The organism is Sphingomonas arenae, from assembly GCF_016924655.1.
In the GTDB taxonomy this organism is placed as follows: domain Bacteria; phylum Pseudomonadota; class Alphaproteobacteria; order Sphingomonadales; family Sphingomonadaceae; genus Sphingomicrobium; species Sphingomicrobium arenae.
In genome coordinates this window covers 881,060-897,397 of record NZ_JAFFJU010000001.1, presented here as the reverse complement: position 1 = coordinate 897,397, position 16,338 = coordinate 881,060, and the positions used below count along the sequence as shown (strand labels likewise).

At 67.4% G+C, this 16,338-nt stretch carries 11 protein-coding genes; 7 read left to right on the top strand and 4 right to left on the bottom strand.

The annotated features are described in order from the left end of the window. Position 1: 1 nt before the first annotated feature. A complete protein-coding gene (locus JT720_RS04505) occupies positions 2–697 on the bottom strand; it encodes a hypothetical protein (protein WP_205479641.1) in 696 nt (231 codons plus the stop codon). A 216-nt stretch (positions 698–913) separates the two neighbouring features. Between JT720_RS04505 and infC the strand changes: the two genes are divergently transcribed. The 3 genes from infC to JT720_RS04490 all read left to right on the top strand — a co-directional run bounded on the left by infC (position 914) and on the right by JT720_RS04490 (position 4,894). Beyond that, positions 914–1,432 (top strand): translation initiation factor IF-3, encoded by a 519-nt coding sequence (gene infC, locus JT720_RS04500; RefSeq protein WP_205479639.1) that lies wholly within the window; start codon positions 914–916, stop codon positions 1,430–1,432. 21 nt (positions 1,433–1,453) lie between these two features. After that, entirely contained in the window at positions 1,454–1,675 is a 222-nt protein-coding gene (locus JT720_RS04495) for a hypothetical protein (RefSeq protein ID WP_205479637.1), read from the top strand. A gap of 150 nt (positions 1,676–1,825) precedes the next feature. Beyond that, complete coding sequence (locus JT720_RS04490) at positions 1,826–4,894, top strand: TonB-dependent receptor (protein ID WP_237219645.1); 3,069 nt, start codon at positions 1,826–1,828, stop codon at positions 4,892–4,894. Between the two features lie 61 nt (positions 4,895–4,955). On the opposite strand, the gene JT720_RS04485 is transcribed toward JT720_RS04490, so the two are convergent. After that, a complete protein-coding gene (locus JT720_RS04485; RefSeq protein WP_205479635.1) occupies positions 4,956–7,673 on the bottom strand; it encodes a [protein-PII] uridylyltransferase in 2,718 nt (905 codons plus the stop codon). After that, positions 7,670–10,273: a DNA mismatch repair protein MutS gene (gene mutS, locus JT720_RS04480; protein ID WP_237219644.1), complete on the bottom strand. Its 2,604-nt coding sequence runs from the start codon at positions 10,271–10,273 to the stop codon at positions 7,670–7,672. Before mutS ends, JT720_RS04485 begins: the two co-directional genes overlap by 4 nt. Positions 10,274–10,457: 184 nt before the next feature. On the opposite strand from mutS, the gene JT720_RS04475 reads away from it, so the two are divergent. The 3 genes from JT720_RS04475 to JT720_RS04465 all read left to right on the top strand — a co-directional run bounded on the left by JT720_RS04475 (position 10,458) and on the right by JT720_RS04465 (position 14,287). Continuing rightward, positions 10,458–10,916, top strand: coding sequence for a peptidylprolyl isomerase (locus JT720_RS04475; protein WP_205479633.1), 459 nt, complete (start codon positions 10,458–10,460; stop codon positions 10,914–10,916). 124 nt (positions 10,917–11,040) lie between these two features. Then, entirely contained in the window at positions 11,041–11,799 is a 759-nt protein-coding gene (locus JT720_RS04470) for an SDR family NAD(P)-dependent oxidoreductase (RefSeq protein ID WP_205479631.1), read from the top strand. Between the two features lie 187 nt (positions 11,800–11,986). Beyond that, positions 11,987–14,287: a CDC48 family AAA ATPase gene (locus JT720_RS04465; protein WP_205479629.1), complete on the top strand. Its 2,301-nt coding sequence runs from the start codon at positions 11,987–11,989 to the stop codon at positions 14,285–14,287. Here JT720_RS04465 and JT720_RS04460 read toward each other — a convergent pair. After that, on the bottom strand, positions 14,284–15,579 hold the full coding sequence (locus JT720_RS04460) for an MFS transporter (protein WP_205479628.1): 1,296 nt from the start codon (positions 15,577–15,579) through the stop codon (positions 14,284–14,286). The two genes, JT720_RS04465 and JT720_RS04460, sit on opposite strands and share 4 nt — an antisense overlap. A gap of 112 nt (positions 15,580–15,691) precedes the next feature. Between JT720_RS04460 and JT720_RS04455 the strand changes: the two genes are divergently transcribed. Further along, positions 15,692–16,336, top strand: a complete 645-nt coding sequence (locus JT720_RS04455) for a class I SAM-dependent methyltransferase (protein WP_205479626.1) — start codon at positions 15,692–15,694, stop codon at positions 16,334–16,336. Positions 16,337–16,338: the final 2 nt, after the last annotated feature.

Genomic DNA, 16,338 nt, shown 5'->3' with positions numbered 1-16,338 from the left:
ATCAGGAGCGCGGCAATTCCGAGCGGCTTGCGTCGGCTGTCTTGCCGTCGAAATAGCGGTGGAGCACCTGCAGCCGTTGGTCGTCCGCAGCCCGGACCTCCGCCCGCGCCTGCTCTGCCTCCGCAGCGATCTGCACCAGCCGACCCAGCGTCTCATCGACATACGCCCGGCGCTCGTCGGGCCGGGCCCGCTGGCAACGCTCGAGGCAGGTGTCGATGAGCTCGGGAACGCGCCGCTCCAGCGAGACCAGGAGCGACTGGTGCTCGTGGGTCAACGAGGGCGACTGACGCTCCGCCAGAAAGCCCTGGATGGACTCTCGGGCAAGGCGCGCCCGCTGGCGCTCCGGCCAGGTCAGGCACTTGTCGAGTTTGCGCCAGCGCAGGTCCGGAAGAAGGTTGGTCGAGGGCACCCCCGGACGGCGGCGCATGGCGTCGTCTCGTTCGCGCCCGCTCCGGCGAAGTTTCCAGCCGAGTCGCGCGGCGAGGGCCAGGAGCAAGCCGCCGATCACGGCCGCCCACCACGCCTCGTTCGCGACTCCGGCCGTACCGACGGCCAGGCCGATCAGCACCAGCAGGGCAACAGCCCCGGCCAGCGCTGCACGGAACAGTCGATTGAGGGGGCCGTGGAGTCGCTCCCCCATCGCTAGCAGGATCGCGAACGCCAGCGAGCCCACCAGTGCCGCCAGGATTCTCAGCATCGTCGTCCGTCTCTCCGCATCGCACAGGGCGATGTAGGAACCCCCTGGCGCTTGCGCGAGGGCCAACTGACGCCGGCTCGCCACAGAAGAGCGCAAAAACGGCGCGGGAGAGCCACACTCCCCTTTTCAGCGGAGCCAAGAGGCACTAGCTCGCACCCTCGGGTACAACTGACTTCAGGAGATTGCGTTATACCACCGCCCTATCCGCGCCGTTCCATGGCGCCGCCGACGTTTTCCGGCCCTCGCTACAATGAGTTCATCCAGTCCCAGAAGGTCCGGGTGATCGACGAGAATGGCGAGAATTTGGGCGTGATGTATACGCGCGAAGCTTACGAGCAGGCCGTCAGCGTGGGCCTCGACCTGGTCGAGATCAGTCCCAACGCCGACCCGCCCGTCGCCAAGTTCCTCGACATCGGGCGCTTCAAGTATGAAGCGCAGAAAAAAGCCAACGAGCAGCGCAAGAAGCAGAAGACGCAGGAGATCAAGGAGATCAAGATGCGTCCGAACATCGACGACCACGACTACGACACCAAGATGAAGAAGGTCGTCGAGTTCCTGGAAGAGGGCGACAAGGTGAAGCTCACCATGCGCTTTCGCGGTCGTGAGATGGCGCACGGCCAGCTCGGCATGGCAGTGCTCCAGCGCGCATCGGAACAGGTTGCGGAGATCGCCAAGATCGAAGCCCATCCGCGCATGGAAGGCCGCCAGATGCTGATGGTCTTGGCGCCCAAGTAAGGTCCAACGAGGGAGGCCCGCGTGAACCGCAGTTCCGCTTGTTCGAAGTGCGGCGGGAGCATGGGGGCGGGCTTCATCGTCGACGAGGGCCATGGAACTCGTACTGTTGCGAAGTGGGTCGCCGGTGCGCCCGAGCGCAGCATCTGGACTGGCCTGAAGTTGCGCGGACGCGAGCGACTGGACGTTGTGACGTACCGCTGCAGCCGCTGCGGCTTTCTCGAAAGCTACGCGGCCCAGCGCTGACGGGCTGGTTAACGTGTCGCAAAGGGGTTCATTTCCCTGTTGCAACTTTACGACAGTGGGTCGGATTCCCGCAGGGCGCCAAATGCGGTTCGCTTCCCTCTAGGCTGAGGCTGCACTAGCCTTCTCTCCAGAACAGGAGAGGGGTTCATCATGCGCAAGTCCGTCTGGCTGCTATCGGCCGGCATCTTTGCACTTTCGACACCTGCGCTCGCGCAGGAAACCGACACCGACCAAGGCGCGGCCCAGCCGACCGATGGCGCAACGGCTGAGGCCGGCGCCGTGGATGCTTCGGCCACCCAGACTCAGGACAACGCCCAGGCGGGTGAGATCATCGTCACGGCGACCCGCCGTAACGAGGCGCTGTCCGACGTTCCGCTGGCGGTCAGCGCGGTAACCGCGCAGACGCTGGAGAACACCGGTGCGACGGACATCCGTGCGCTCAACCAGGTATCTCCGTCGCTGCTGGTTTCGTCGACGTCATCCGAAGCGGGCGCGGGCGTCGCCCGTATCCGCGGCATCGGCACGGTCGGCGACAACCCCGGCCTGGAAAGCTCGGTCGCCGTGTTCATTGACGGCGTCTACCGCTCGCGTACGGGCGTCGGCCTGACGGAGCTCGGCCAGATCGACCGCATCGAAGTGCTGCGCGGGCCTCAGGGCACCCTGTTCGGCCGCAACGCCTCGGCCGGTATCATCTCGATCATCACCGCGAAGCCGAGCTTCACGACGCAGGTGAACGGCGAGCTGACCATCGGCAATTACGATCTGCGCCGCGTGGAACTGGGCGTGACAGGTCCGATCGGCTCCACTGTGGCCGCGCGCCTCGACGCCATCTACATGAAGCGCGACGGCTTCCTCGACGACGTGATCTCGGGCCGCCAGGTGAACGACCGCGACCGCTACCTGCTGCGCGGCCAGACGCTGTTCCAGCCGAACGACGACTTCTCGCTGCGGCTGATCGGCGACTATGCCAAGCGGGACGAGGAATGTTGCGCGGCTCCCTTCCTGCCCGCACGCGATGTGAACGTGGTGAACGGCGAGGCCCAGGAGGGCCCGTCCACCATCGCCTTCATCGAGCGCGGGCTCGGCGCGGTGATCAACGACGATCCGTTTGAGCGGAACGTCTCGATCACCCCCGGGCGCAGCTACCGCTCGGACGTGAAGGACTGGGGTCTCTCTGCCGAAGCGGTTTACGACTTCGGCGGCGCTGAACTGACCAGCATCACGGCCTACCGGTATAACAATTACATCCGCGGCCAGGACGCGGACTTCAACAATCTCGATCTCGTCTATCGCGACGATGACGGATCGGCCTTCAACCGCTTCAAGACGTTCAGCCAGGAACTTCGCCTGCAAGGCTCGGCCTTCGGCGACCGCCTCGACTGGCTCCTAGGCGGCTATTACGCGAACGAGAAGCTGCGGGTGGACGACAACATCGCTTACGGCGATGACTTCTCGCGCTACGCGAACTGCCTGGTGGCGAACAACTTCGCCCAGTCGTTCGAGTTGAATCCCCTGCTTGCTCCGTTCGCGGGCAGCCTGGTCCAGCCGGGTAACGCTACCTGCTTCAATGGCGCTACGGCTCCCGGCCTCTACGCAGCGCTGGCCGCGGCTCCGACGACCCAGGCGGTGTTCGGCGCATTCTCCCGCCAGGGGCCGTTCGCCGCGCCGATCTTTACCAATAGCGGCTTCACCAACCTGTCGATCGCGAACGGCTTCGGTGCCCGGTCGCTGACCGGAACTGGCACGGACGACCGGTTCGACCAGACTAGCAACAACATGGCGATCTTCACCCACAACATCTTCACCATCACGGATGGTCTGAAGCTGACGGTCGGCGCACGTTACACCCGTGAGAAGAAGGAGCTGGATGCCGACCTGCTGGACGTGGGCGGTTCGGTCTGCGCGCTGTACGGAACGGGCGGTCCGCTCGGTGCCCTGCAGCAGATTCCGTGCGTCATCCCCAGCCTTCCGGGCGGGGCGCTGTCATTCAAGGACAGCTTCACCGAGAAGAAGCTCTCCGGAACCGTGGTCCTCAGCTGGAAGCCGACACCCGACCTGCTCACCTATGCGAGCTTCTCGCGTGGTTATAAGGCCGGCGGCTTCAACCTGGATCGGTCGGCGCTCAGCCGCTACGTGGCGCTGAACTCCTCCGGCGTTCCGGTCGCGGGCGCGGTATGTCCCACCAGCGGAACGCTTCCGGCGGGTTGCGCCACCGGCGGGTTCACGGATCCCAGCCAGCTGCGCTTCAAGCCGGAGATCAACAACGCGCTGGAGATTGGTGCCAAGTACAACGGGCGCGGGTTTGACGTGAACGTTGCGGTGTTCCGCCAGCTGTTCAAGGACTTCCAGCTCAACACCTTCAACGGCATCAACTTCTTCGTTGAGAACATCAACGCCTGCAAGGACGACCTGAACGGCGCGGACACGGACAACTCGCAGATCGTTCCGACCGGCGCCTGCGAGGGCAAGACCAAGGCGGGCGTGAAGAGCCAGGGCGTCGAATTTGAAGTCTTCACCCGTCCGCTCCGCGACGTGACCTTCAACTTCGGTGCAACGGTGGCCGACACCAAGTATCGCAAGAACCTGGTCGGTGCCGATGGTCGCGCGCTGACCCCGGCCCTGTTCCAGCTGCCGGGCCGCCGTCTGTCCAACTCCTCGCGGTTGACCCTGTCGTCCTCGATCGGCTGGACTCCGCCGATCGGCTCGAGTGGCCTGCGGGGCCTCATCTACCTCGATGCGCGTCACCAGTCGAAGTTCAACACGGGCTCCGACCTCGACATCGAGAAGATCGACGATGGCTACACCGTCTTCAACGGCCGCGTCGGCCTGCGTGGACCGCGCGATCGGTGGGCGCTGGAGTTCTGGGCGCAGAACCTGTTCAACACCGACTACAAGCAGGTGGCCTTCGACGCCTTCCTGCAGGGCAGCTGCACGACCCGCGGCGCGCAGGCGGGCTTCTGCTCGCCGATCCCGAATCGTTCGACCCAGCTATTCGGCGCCTTCCTGGCCGAGCCGCGGACCTACGGCATGACCCTGCGGATGAAGCTGTCGCCGGAGCCGCGGGTCGAGGAGGCCGCACCTCCCCCGCCCCCGCCCCCGCCGCCTCCGCCGCCTGCCACGCAGACCTGCGCGGACGGCTCGGTCATCCTGGCGACGGACAGCTGCCCGTTGCCGCCACCTCCGCCGCCCCCGCCGCCGCCGGCGCCGGAACGCGGCTGAGCCTCAGCCGAGTGAACAGGGAAGGGCTCCGCGAAAGCGGGGCCCTTCCTCTTTTCGGGGATCAGGCGGCCGCAGCCTCTGCGCCGTCGCTCGCCGCGGCGAGGAGTGCGGTGCGAAGAATCGCATTGTCGACCGGTTCGAGCTTCTTCCCGTCCGCTCGGGTCAGGTAGAAGACGTCGACCGCGCGCTCTCCATATGTGGCGATGTGCGCGGAATGGATAACATGGCCCAGCCCGTGGATCGCACGGGCGAGGCTGGCAAGCAGGCCGGGACGGTCTGCCGCATTCACCTCCACCACCGTGGTTCGCCGCGAGGCGCGATCCGCGACGGTGATCGACGGCGCGATGGCGAAGGCACGGGCCGACGATCCGGCGGGGAGCGGGGGGAGGGACTCGCCCGCAAGGGCTGCCTCGACCGAGCGGACCAGCCGCTGCCGAAGCCGCTTCTCGCCGTACGGCTTTCCTCGCCCGTCCTGCACCAGCAGATTATCCAGCGCCATCCCGTCTCGTGTGGTGTGAATGCGCGCGTCGACGATCGTGGCCCCCGCGGCCGCCAGACCGGCGCAGACCCGATAGAAGAGTCCCGGCCGGTCCGGAGCGAACACCGTGACGCGAGTCGCGCCCTCTTCCTCACCTTCAGCCAGGACGCTCGCCCCGGCATCGCCGATCCGAGCGCCGGCCGCGGCGATCTGCCGGGCATTGGCAAGGATCGAATCCGGCGTTTCCGCAATCCAGTAGCTATCGGGCAGCCGGCGCGCATGGGCACGTGCAGCACCGGCCTGCCAGCCGAGCGCGCTCGCCAGCTCCGCCTGCCGGGCCGCGACCTGCTCGGCGCGCCCGCGCTGCTTATGTCCAAGTCGCAGGCGCTCTTCGGCTAGGTCGAACAGGGAGCGGATCAGTCGGCGCTTCCATTCGGTCCAGACGCCCGGTCCGACGGCCCGGATGTCGACCACGGTCAGGATCAGGAGCAGGCGCAGCCGCTCCGGCGACTGAACCGCGGCGGCGAAGTCGTCGATGGTCTTGGGATCCGATAGATCACGCTTGAATGCCGTTGCCGACAGCAGCAGGTGATACCGGACCAGCCAGGCGACGGTCTCCGTTTCGCCAGCGTCCAGCCCGAAGCGCGGACAGAGCCGCTCGGCTATTTCCGCGCCCAGCACCGAATGGTCGCCACCGCGCCCCTTGGCGATGTCGTGGAGCAGGACGGCGACGTAGAGGACCCGGCGCGATCCGATCTGGTCGAACAGCGCGGTTGCCAGCGGGTGGTCGGCCTGGAGTTCGCCGCGCTCGATCGCGGCCAGCAGGCCCACCGCGCGAATGGTGTGCTCGTCCACCGTATAGTGGTGGTACATGTCGAACTGCATCTGCGCGACGACGCGCCCGAAGTCTGGCACGAACCGGCCGAAGACTCCGGCCTCGTTCATCCAACGCAGCACCAGGTCCGGCCGCTTCCGGTGGGTCAGCACGTCGAGAAACAGCGCGTTGGCCTGCGGATCGTCGCGAACCTGATCCACCAGCTTCGCATCCCGGGTGGCGGCGCGCATCGCGGTGGGATGGATCTCCAGCCCCTCGCGAGCGGCCAAGGCAAATACTTCCAGCAGGCGAACCGGCTCTTCCGCCAGGAAGTCGTCCCGCGGGATCGACAGGCGGCCGCGGTCCAGCACGAACCCGTTCAAGCGGCGCGGGCGGCGGAGGAACGTCGGAAGCGCGAACCGCCGGCCCTTCTTGCCGAGCTGTTCGTCCAGCTGCGCAAGGAACACGCCGGTGAGATCACCGACCGTCTTTGCCTGCAGGAAGTAGAAGTGCATGAACCGTTCGACCGCGGATTTTCCCGGTCGGTCGGAATAGCGCATCGCCTCGGCGATCGCGCGCTGATGGTCGAAGCTCAGCCTTTCTTCGGCACGCCCGGCGAGCAGGTGCAGGTGACAGCGCACCGACCAGAAGAAGCGCTCCGCCCGATCGAAGCGGCGCGCCTCCTCCGGGGTCAGCAGGCCGGCGTCGACCAGTTCGGCCGGGCTTTGCACGCCATGAACATATTTCCCGATCCAGTAGAGCGTATGGAGGTCGCGCAGGCCGCCCTTGCCGTTTTTGACGTTGGGCTCGACGACATAACGGGTATCGCCCATCTTCACGTGCCGTTCGTCTCGTTCCGCGAGCTTGGCCGTCACGAACTCGGCGGCGGTGCCCGCCACTACGTGCGAGCGGAAGCGACCATTCGCCTCCTCGAACAGGGTTTGGTCGCCCCAGAGGAAGCGCGATTCCAGCATCGCCGTGCGCACCGTCATGTCGGACCGGGCGAGCGAGAGCAGTTCGGGCACCGTCCGGATGGCCTGCCCGACCTTCAGCTTGAGATCCCACAGGAGGTACAGGGTCGCCTCGATCACCTGCTCGCACCATGGCGCGCGCGGGTGAGGGGTCAGGAACATCAGGTCGACGTCGCTGAACGGCGCCATCTCGCCGCGCCCGTAGCCGCCGAGGGCGACCAGCGACACACGCTCCCCCGTGGACGGGTTCCCGTTGGGGTAAAGGCGGGTGGCTGCGAAATCGAAGGCAAGGCGAACCAGTTGATCCGTCATCCACGCCGTACCGGCGGCATGGACCCGGCCCCGCGCCGGCTCGGCGGCAATACGGCGGGCGATTTCCGCTCGACCGTGGTCCAGCGCCTGCTTCAGGGTCGCGACCGCGTCGTTGCTGTTTCCGCTCCCGAGCGTGTCGGCGATCGCGCGGCGGTCGATGATCGTCCGCTTGTCTTCGACCAGGTCGAAGCGCTGGGCGCTCATCCGTCCCGCTCCATCGACAGGCGCTTAAGGCGATACAGGGCTTCCAGCGCGTCGCGCGGGCTGAGTGCGTCAGGGTCGATAGCGTCCAGGGCGTCAACCAGAGGGTCGGACTTGTGCTCCGGCTCCGCCAAAGCAGCAGCGAACAGGGGCAGGTCGTCCAGCCCCGCGGCGATCCCGCCGGTCGCGTCCCGGCCGGCCTCCAGCTTGGCGAGCACCGACTTGGCTCGCGCGACCACGGCCGGCGGAAGTCCCGCGAGTCGCGCCACCGCGATGCCGTAGCTCCGGTCCGCAGGTCCGTCCGCGACCTCGTGCAGGAGGACGAGATCACCCTTCCACTCGCGGGCACGGACGTGGTGCAGCGACAGCGCGTCGAGCCGGCCGGCGAGACGGGTCAGCTCGTGATAGTGGGTCGCGAACAAGGTCCGGCACTTGACCTGATCGTGCATCGCCTCGACTACGGCCCAGGCGATAGCCAGACCATCGTAGGTGGATGTGCCCCGCCCAATCTCGTCAAGGATGACGAGGCTGTTCCGGGTTGCCTGGGTGAGGATGGCCGCAGTCTCGACCATCTCGACCATGAAGGTCGATCGCCCGCGCGCGAGATTGTCCGACGCGCCCACCCGGCTAAACAGGCGGTCCACAAGCCCCAGCCTGGCGCGTGCCGCAGGGACGAAGCTCCCCGCCTGCGCAAGCAATGCAATCAGCGCCGCCTGACGCAGGAACGTCGACTTGCCGCCCATGTTGGGTCCGGTGATCAGCCACAGGCGGTCTTGCGGCCCGAGCGCGAGATCATTGGCGATGAACCGTTCGCCAGACGATTGAAGCGCGCTTTCGACAACCGGGTGGCGCCCGCCCTCGATCTCCAGGCAGGGCTGCTCCAGCAAGGCGGGTGCGCACCAACTACCTTCGGAAGCGCGCTCGGCATGGGACGCCGCCACGTCCAGCCGGGCGATCGCGTCCGCGGTGTCGGCGACGGCCGCGGCCGAGGCAACCGCCAGGCTGGTCAGCTCCTCCAGGTGGGCGGCTTCCGCGGCAAGCGCGTGGGCGCCAGCCTCCAGCACCCTGCTAGCCTCCTCGTGCAGGGCCGGCGAGTTGAAGCGCACCACCCCCGCCAGGGTCTGGCGATGGGTGAAGCCGCTGTCGGGCTGGAGCAGCCGGTCGGCATTCCTGGCGGAAACCTCGACATGGTAGCCAAGCACCGCATTGTGCCGGATCTTGAGGCCGCTGATCCCCGTCGCCTCGCGGTAGCGCGCCTCCAAGGCGGCGATGGCTCTTCGGCCGTCCGAGGAAGCGGCACGAAGAGCATCGAGATCAGGGTCGTAGCCCTCGGCGATATACCCGCCCTTGCTGGCGTCCAGCGCCGGCGCGAGGACCAGCGCGGCGGCAAGGTGCTCTGTCAGCGCCTCATGCCCGCCGAGCCGCGGCAGCAGCCGCTCGAGCAAGGCGGGGCGTTCCCGCTCGCCTTCCAGTTCGAGCCCGAGCGCTGCGGCCGCACCGAGTCCGTCGCGGAGCAGCGCCAGGTCCCGCGGGCCGCCGCGCCCGGCCACCAGGCGGCCAAGCGCACGGCCGATGTCCGGCATGGCCTTGAGGGCTTCCCGCACTCGCCCTCGCCGCAGCCCGTCTTCGTGCAGCCAGGCGACCAGCGCCAATCGTGCCTCAATGGCAGCCTTGTCGAGGAGGGGAGCGGAAAGATCGGCCGCGAGCAGCCGGCGACCGGCCGCAGTGGTGCATCGGTCCACTTCGGCCAGCAGCGAGCCGGCGACTTGGCCATCGACGGTGCGGGTGATCTCCAAGCTCGCTCGCGTCGCCGCGTCGATTGCCATGTGCTGCAGCCGCGCGATCCGGCGCGGAGCCGCAAGGAACGCCGTTGCGTCCTTCTGCGTCGCATGGAGATAGGCGAGGAGCCCGCCCGCCGCGGCGAGTTCCGCTCGGGACAACTCGCCGAACCCGTCGAGCGTCTGCACCGCGAATCGGCTTTTCAGCGCGCGCTCGCCCGACAGGCTGTCGAACCCGCCCTTTCCGGCCACGCAGCGTACACCCGGCACCTGGCCTTCCGCGATGATCTCCGCGGGGGAGAGCCGTGCCAACTCGGCTTGCAGGTCGCCGGGCCCGCAGGCAACCAGCTCGAAGCGCCCCGTGGAAATGTCGGCGGCGGCAATGCCCCAGTCGTCGCCCGCGCGGGCAATCGCCGCCAGCCAGTTCGCCGCACCGCTGTCGAGCAGCGTCTCCTCGGTCAGCGTCCCCGGCGTGACCAGCCGGACGATGGCCCGCTCGACGAGCGCCTTGGACCCGCGCGCCCTGCGGGCTTCGGCGGGACTCTCCGTCTGCTCGGCGATGGCGACCCGATGTCCGGCGCGGATCAGCCGGGCGAGGTAGCTTTCGGCCGAGTGGACCGGCACGCCGCACATCGGCACCGGCTCGCCCCCGCTCTCACCCCGCTTCGTCAGCGCGATGTCGAGGCAGGCCGCGGCGGCCTTGGCATCCTCGAAGAACAGCTCGAAGAAATCTCCCATGCGATAGAACAGCAGCGCATCGCCTGCCTCCGCCTTGAGGCGGTGGTACTGCTCCATCATCGGGGTCGGGGCATCGGCGCGGGCCATGAGCGGTGAGTTAGCCTGAGTGGCGCTCTTCGCACACCCCTTCGCGCACGCTGAACAGCCACGAAGTGGCGTATCGAAGCGCAGTCCGTCGATATCCGACTGCGCCGAAACTCAGGATGATCGGGAGGGGTGACGTTCCGAGCCGAAGTCACTACCTGCGACCCGAACCTCAAGGAGACCACCCATGGCCGACGCGCCGCAGACCCTCACCCTGACCCTTTCCAGCGGCGGCGATGTCGTCATTCGCCTGCGCCCGGACCTTGCCCCCGGCCACGTGGAGCGGATCACCAGCCTCGCCAAGCAGGGCTTCTATGACGGGGTGGTCTTTCATCGGGTGATCCCGGGCTTCATGGCGCAGGGCGGCGACCCGACCGGCCGTGGCACCGGCGGCTCCAGCCTTCCGGACCTCAAGGCCGAGTTCAACGCCGAGCCGCACGTTCGCGGCACCTGCTCGATGGCGCGCACCAACCAGCCGGACACGGCAAACAGCCAGTTCTTCATCTGCTTCGACGATGCGCGGTTCCTGGACCGGCAGTATACGGTGTGGGGCCAGGTCGAGAGCGGCATGGAGCATGTCGATGCGCTGCCGGTCGGCGAACCGCCGCGCAATCCGGGCAAGATCGAGAAGGCGATCGTCGCCTAGACCGACAGCAAGCGGGCGCTCACGCTTCGACAGGCTCAGCGTGAGCGCTCGGGAGGGCGTCTGAAGTTGCGCTCACCCTGAGCCTGTCGGAATCGAAGATGACCGAAGGACAAGGGTGTCCGCGATGACCTCACCTGTTGCCCTCATCACCGGCGCCTCGGCCGGCCTCGGCACCGACTTCGCCCGCCAGCTCAGCGCCACCGGCGCGCGGCTGGTGCTGGTCGCCCGGCGCAGGGATCGGCTAGAGGCGCTTGCCGCGGAACTGGGCAATGCCCGCGCCGTCGACCTCGACCTGTCGGAGCCTGACGCGGCGGAGCGGCTGATGGCCGACCTCTCCGCTCACGACGAGCATGTCGACCTGCTGGTGAACAACGCCGGCTTTGGCCTTGGCGGACGGTTCGAGACGCACGACCCCGCGCGCCTCCGCCAGATGGTGGACCTGAACTGCGGCGTCCTGACCGACCTCACTCGCGCGGTCGTGCCGGCGATGATCGAGCGCAGGCGCGGCGGCATCCTCAACGTCGCATCCACCGCGGCCTTCCAGCCCGGGCCTGGGATGGCCGTCTATTTCGCGACCAAGGCTTACGTGCTGAGCTTCTCGGAAGCCCTCCACGAGGAACTGAAAGGCCAGGGCATCCACGTCACCTGCCTCTGCCCTGGACCAACTGCGACCGAATTCCCCGAAGTGGCGGGCTTCGGCAAGGCGGGCGCGTTCGACAAGCTCTCGGCCGACAGCGCCAGCGTGGTCCGGGCGGGCCTTGCCGGCCTCGACCGCAACCAGGCGGTGGTCATCCCGGGCACTTTCAACAAGCTCGGCGCCCAGGGGCATCGGCTGCTCCCCCGAGCTCTGCTGCGCAAGGCCGCCGGCATCATCAAGCTCTGAGGCGACGGCTCGCGGGTGTCTTGCGCATAGCCGGTGAACCAACCTGAGCCTCAGCTAGTTCGCCCCGCCTGCGGTAACACCCCCGCGCAGCTGGCCAAGCGCCCTCTTTTTTCGTTTCGCGTCAGTCCCACATTGAACCTTGCGGCCGGTGCCCGGGTTCACAGGCGCGAGAAGGAGAGCGTTGCGAATGGCTGATGTGGATACCGAGGTACGGCGACTGCAGGTTGCCAACCTCCCGCCCTCGGAAAGCGGCCGCGGCCTGGCGCGCCTGCCCGTTCGCTTCATGGCGGAAGCCGGACTGGAGGACGGCGCAGTCATCGAGATCGTCGGCAAGCGCTCCACGCCGGCCAGGGCGATTCGGCCGCTGAAGGACGACGAGGGGGTCGACATCGTCCGGCTCGACGGCCTGCAGCGGGCCAACGCCGGTGTCGGCTCGGGCGATTTCGTCGAAGTGCGACCGGCCCAGTCGAAGCCGGCCACCCGCGTGGTGTTCGCGCCGGCGGTGAACAACATCCGTCTGCAGGGCTCCGCGGAGGCATTGAAGCGGACCTTCGCCGGTCGCCCCCTCACGTCCGGGGACACGGTGGCGACCAGCGGACACCAGCGGATCAACGCCGACATGCCCGAGCACGTCCGCCAGCTGCTGAACGCGCCCGCTTTCGCCATTCAGGAGATCCGCCTCGCCGTGGTCTCCACGACGCCCCGCGGCATCGTCCACATCGACGCGAACACCCAGGTGGAGCTGCTCGCCGAATATGCGGAGCAGCATGGTGAGCGGCGAGCGGACGTCACTTATGACGACCTCGGCGGCATGCGCGGGACCATCGATGCTTTGCGCGAGATGGTCGAGCTGCCGCTTCGTCACCCGGAGCTGTTCCAGCGCCTGGGTGTCGATCCGCCCAAGGGGGTCCTGCTCCACGGCCCGCCCGGCACCGGCAAGACGCGGTTGGCCCGGGCAGTGGCGAACGAAAGCGATGCGCAATTCTTCCACATCGCCGGTCCGGAGATCATGGGCTCGGCCTATGGCGAGTCCGAGAAGAAGCTGCGCGAACTGTTCGAGGAGGCCAGCCAGGCAGCACCGTCCATCATCTTCATCGACGAGATCGACTCCATCGCTCCCAAACGCGGGCAGGTGACGGGTGAAGCGGAGAAGCGCCTGGTCGCGCAGCTGCTGACCCTGATGGACGGGCTGGAGCCGCGCCAGAACCTGGTGGTGATTGCCGCCACCAACCGCCCGGAGGCGATCGACGAGGCGCTGCGCCGGCCAGGCCGGTTCGACCGCGAGATCGTGGTCGGCGTACCGGACGAGAACGGTCGGCGCGAAATCCTCGGCATCCATACCAGGGGCATGCCGCTGGACGGCGGCGTCAACCTCGATGAGCTGGCGCGGCGCACCTACGGCTTCGTCGGTGCGGACCTCGCTGCGCTGACGCGTGAAGCGGCACTGGAAGCCGTCCGCCGGATCATGCCGGAGCTGAACCTCGCCGATGGCACCATCCCGAACGAGGTGCTCGACAAGCTGGCGGTGACCGGCTCCGACTTCGACAACGCACTGAAGCGGGTGCAGCCCTCGGCGATGCGCGAGGTGCTGGTGCAGGTGCCCAACATCGGCTGGGAGGACGTCGGGGGCCTCGACGCCGCAGCGGAGAAGCTGCGCGAAGGGGTGGAACTGCCGCTGAAGCATCCCGACGCGTTCCGCCGCTTGGGCATCCGGCCGGCCAAGGGGTTCCTGCTCTATGGCCCGCCCGGCACGGGCAAGACGCTGCTGGCGAAAGCCTGCGCGCGGGAAAGCCAGGCCAACTTCATCGCGACCAAGTCATCCGACCTCCTCAGCAAATGGTATGGCGAGAGCGAGCAGCAGATCGCCCGCCTGTTCGCCCGTGCCCGGCAAGTCGCACCGACGGTCATCTTCATCGACGAGCTCGACAGCCTGGTTCCGGCGCGCGGCGGCGGAATGGGGGAGCCGCAGGTGACGGAGCGGGTGGTGAACACCATCCTGGCCGAGATGGATGGCCTGGAAGAGCTGCAGGGTGTCGTGCTGATCGGTGCGACCAATCGCCCGAACCTCATTGATCCCGCCTTGCTTCGCCCGGGGCGGTTCGACGAGCTGGTCTATGTCGGTCCACCCGACACCGCCGGCCGGCGACGCATTCTCGCGATCCACACCAAGGGCATGCCGCTCGCGAACGACGTGGACCTGGAGCGGCTGGCGCAGCGGACCGAGAACTTCACCGGGGCGGACCTCGAGGATCTCACCCGCCGGGCCGGCCTGACGGCCCTTCGGCGCGGGCTCGACGCCGGCCAGGTCACCATGGCCGATTTCGAGGCTGCGCTGTCCGATACGCGGGCATCGGTAACGCCGCAGATGCTGGAAGAATATGCCCGCATCCAGTCGACGTTGAAGAGCGATGCGGTTCGGCCTGACGGCGGGATCGGTTTCGTCAGCCCTGGAATGCTTCGCCCACGGTCGGCCGAGAAGCAGGGCTAGGCGAGGCGCTTCCTGCCCCAAACGATCAGGACCAGCAGCAGCACCGTCGCCGCGCCGAAGGGCAGGTGCGTATCGATGCCGTACATCGCCATGGCGATCGTCGGGGCGGCGACGTAGCTGATCCCGTTCGCCGAGGTGATCACGCCGGCGACCGCGCCCTGCTCGCCCAAGGGGACCGCGAGGCTTGCTCCCGCCGTGAAGCCTGGGCGCGTGAACCCGAAGCCGATGGAGGTGATCGAGAAGCCCAGTACTAGTCCGTAGAGATCGGATGCGAACATCGTCACCAGCAGCCCTGCCGCCGCAATGGCCGAGCCCCAGAGGATCAGTGGTCGCGGGCCCATGGCGAGCCGCGGAATCAGCCCCCATTGGGCAGCTAACGTGGCAGCGGCTCCAGCCATCATGACGATGGCGATGCTCGTCTCCGCCCCATTGGGCTGAAGCTGCAGCTGGTCGATGATGAAGAAGCCCAGGCAGGTAAGGCCGCCTGCCTGCGCATGGCCCGACGCGACGCCCGCCAAAATCCAGTTCCGGATGCGCGGGTCACGCCAGCGCAGGCGGTCTTGCCGGGTCGGAGAGGTCGCTGCCTTGACGCTCGCACCCGTCACCATGGAGGCGAGGCTGGGATAGCTCATGGCCGCACCCCGGCCCTCCCGCGGCTCCGCCGCATCGTCCGGCAGCCAGATCAGGATCGCGCCGGATACCCCGACCGCAATCAAGGCAAAGGCGAACAATGGGCCGGGCAGCCCGACGAAGGGCAGCACGAACAGGGGCGCGAGCGCCGGTCCGATCACCGTTCCCAGTCCGAACGACGAGGACAAGGCCGACAACGCGCTGGTTCGGGCTGTCCGCCGGGTTTTGCTGGCGAGATAAGCCTGGGTCGCGCTCGGGGTCGCGCAACCGAGGCCGCCGTAGATCGCCCGGAACAGTCCGAACAGCAGGAAGGTCAGCGCTCCGCCGATCCAGCCGTGCATCCCCGCGACCAGTGCCAGTCCGCAAAGCGTCATCGATACGATGAACCCGAGAAGGCCCAGAAGCGTCAGCGCCTTGCGCCCGTGGTGATCGCTCTGCCTTGCCCAGAAGGGCGCCAGCAGCACCCACAGGACCGCGGACCAGGTGTAGGCAATAGCGACCCAGAAATCGGCGATCCCGATCTCCCGTCCGATCGCCGGCATGACCGACTGCAGCGCCGTGTTGCCCGCCGCCGCCACCAGCATAGCCGAAAAGAGCAGTCCGAACTGGAGGGGAGTGACTGCGGAACCTCCGACCTTGCGCTGTCCCGTTCCTCTCGCCATGGCCGCGGGTCATAGTCCGCAGGACGGGTGAGGCAAGCGAGCGGCTGGAACTTGCCAATCGGCCGGGCATTTGCCACCGGGGGACAAATCTTCCCGCTCATCCGGAGACTTCATGCCTGCCTCGACTGCCCGCACGCTGAAGGGACCTCGTCGCCTCGCTCGCCGCGATGCGCGCCGGACATCGAATCCGCGCCTCCACTTCCTTCGCGGCTTCCTGAAGAATCCCGTGATGGTCGGCTCAATCATTCCCTCCAGCCGCAAGCTGATCGATCGCATGCTGGAACCGGTGGATTGGGCCAACACCCGCGTTTTCGTCGAATATGGCCCCGGTGTCGGCACCTTCACACGCCCGATCCTGGAACGGCTCGGCCCGGACGCGACCCTGATCACGATCGACACCAATCCGGAGTTCACGGACTATCTGCGCCGCGATATCGACGACCCTCGGCTGGTTCCGGTGACCGGCTCGGCGGCCGACGTGGAGAAGATTCTCGCCGACCGCGGCTTCGCCCATGCCGACTATGTCCTGTCGGGATTGCCGTTTTCGACTCTGCCACCGGGTGTGGGGGATGCGATCGGTGCGGCCACCTCGCGGGTGATCCGTCCGGGCGGCGCTTTTCTCGTTTACCAGTTCAGTCCAAAGGTTCGCGAGTTCATTGCGCCCGTTTTTGAGCGTCTGGAACGCGGTTTTGAGTGGTTCAACGTGCCACCCGCGACACTGTTCTGGGCCTATCGGGAGCCGCAGGCAGCGGAGTAGCG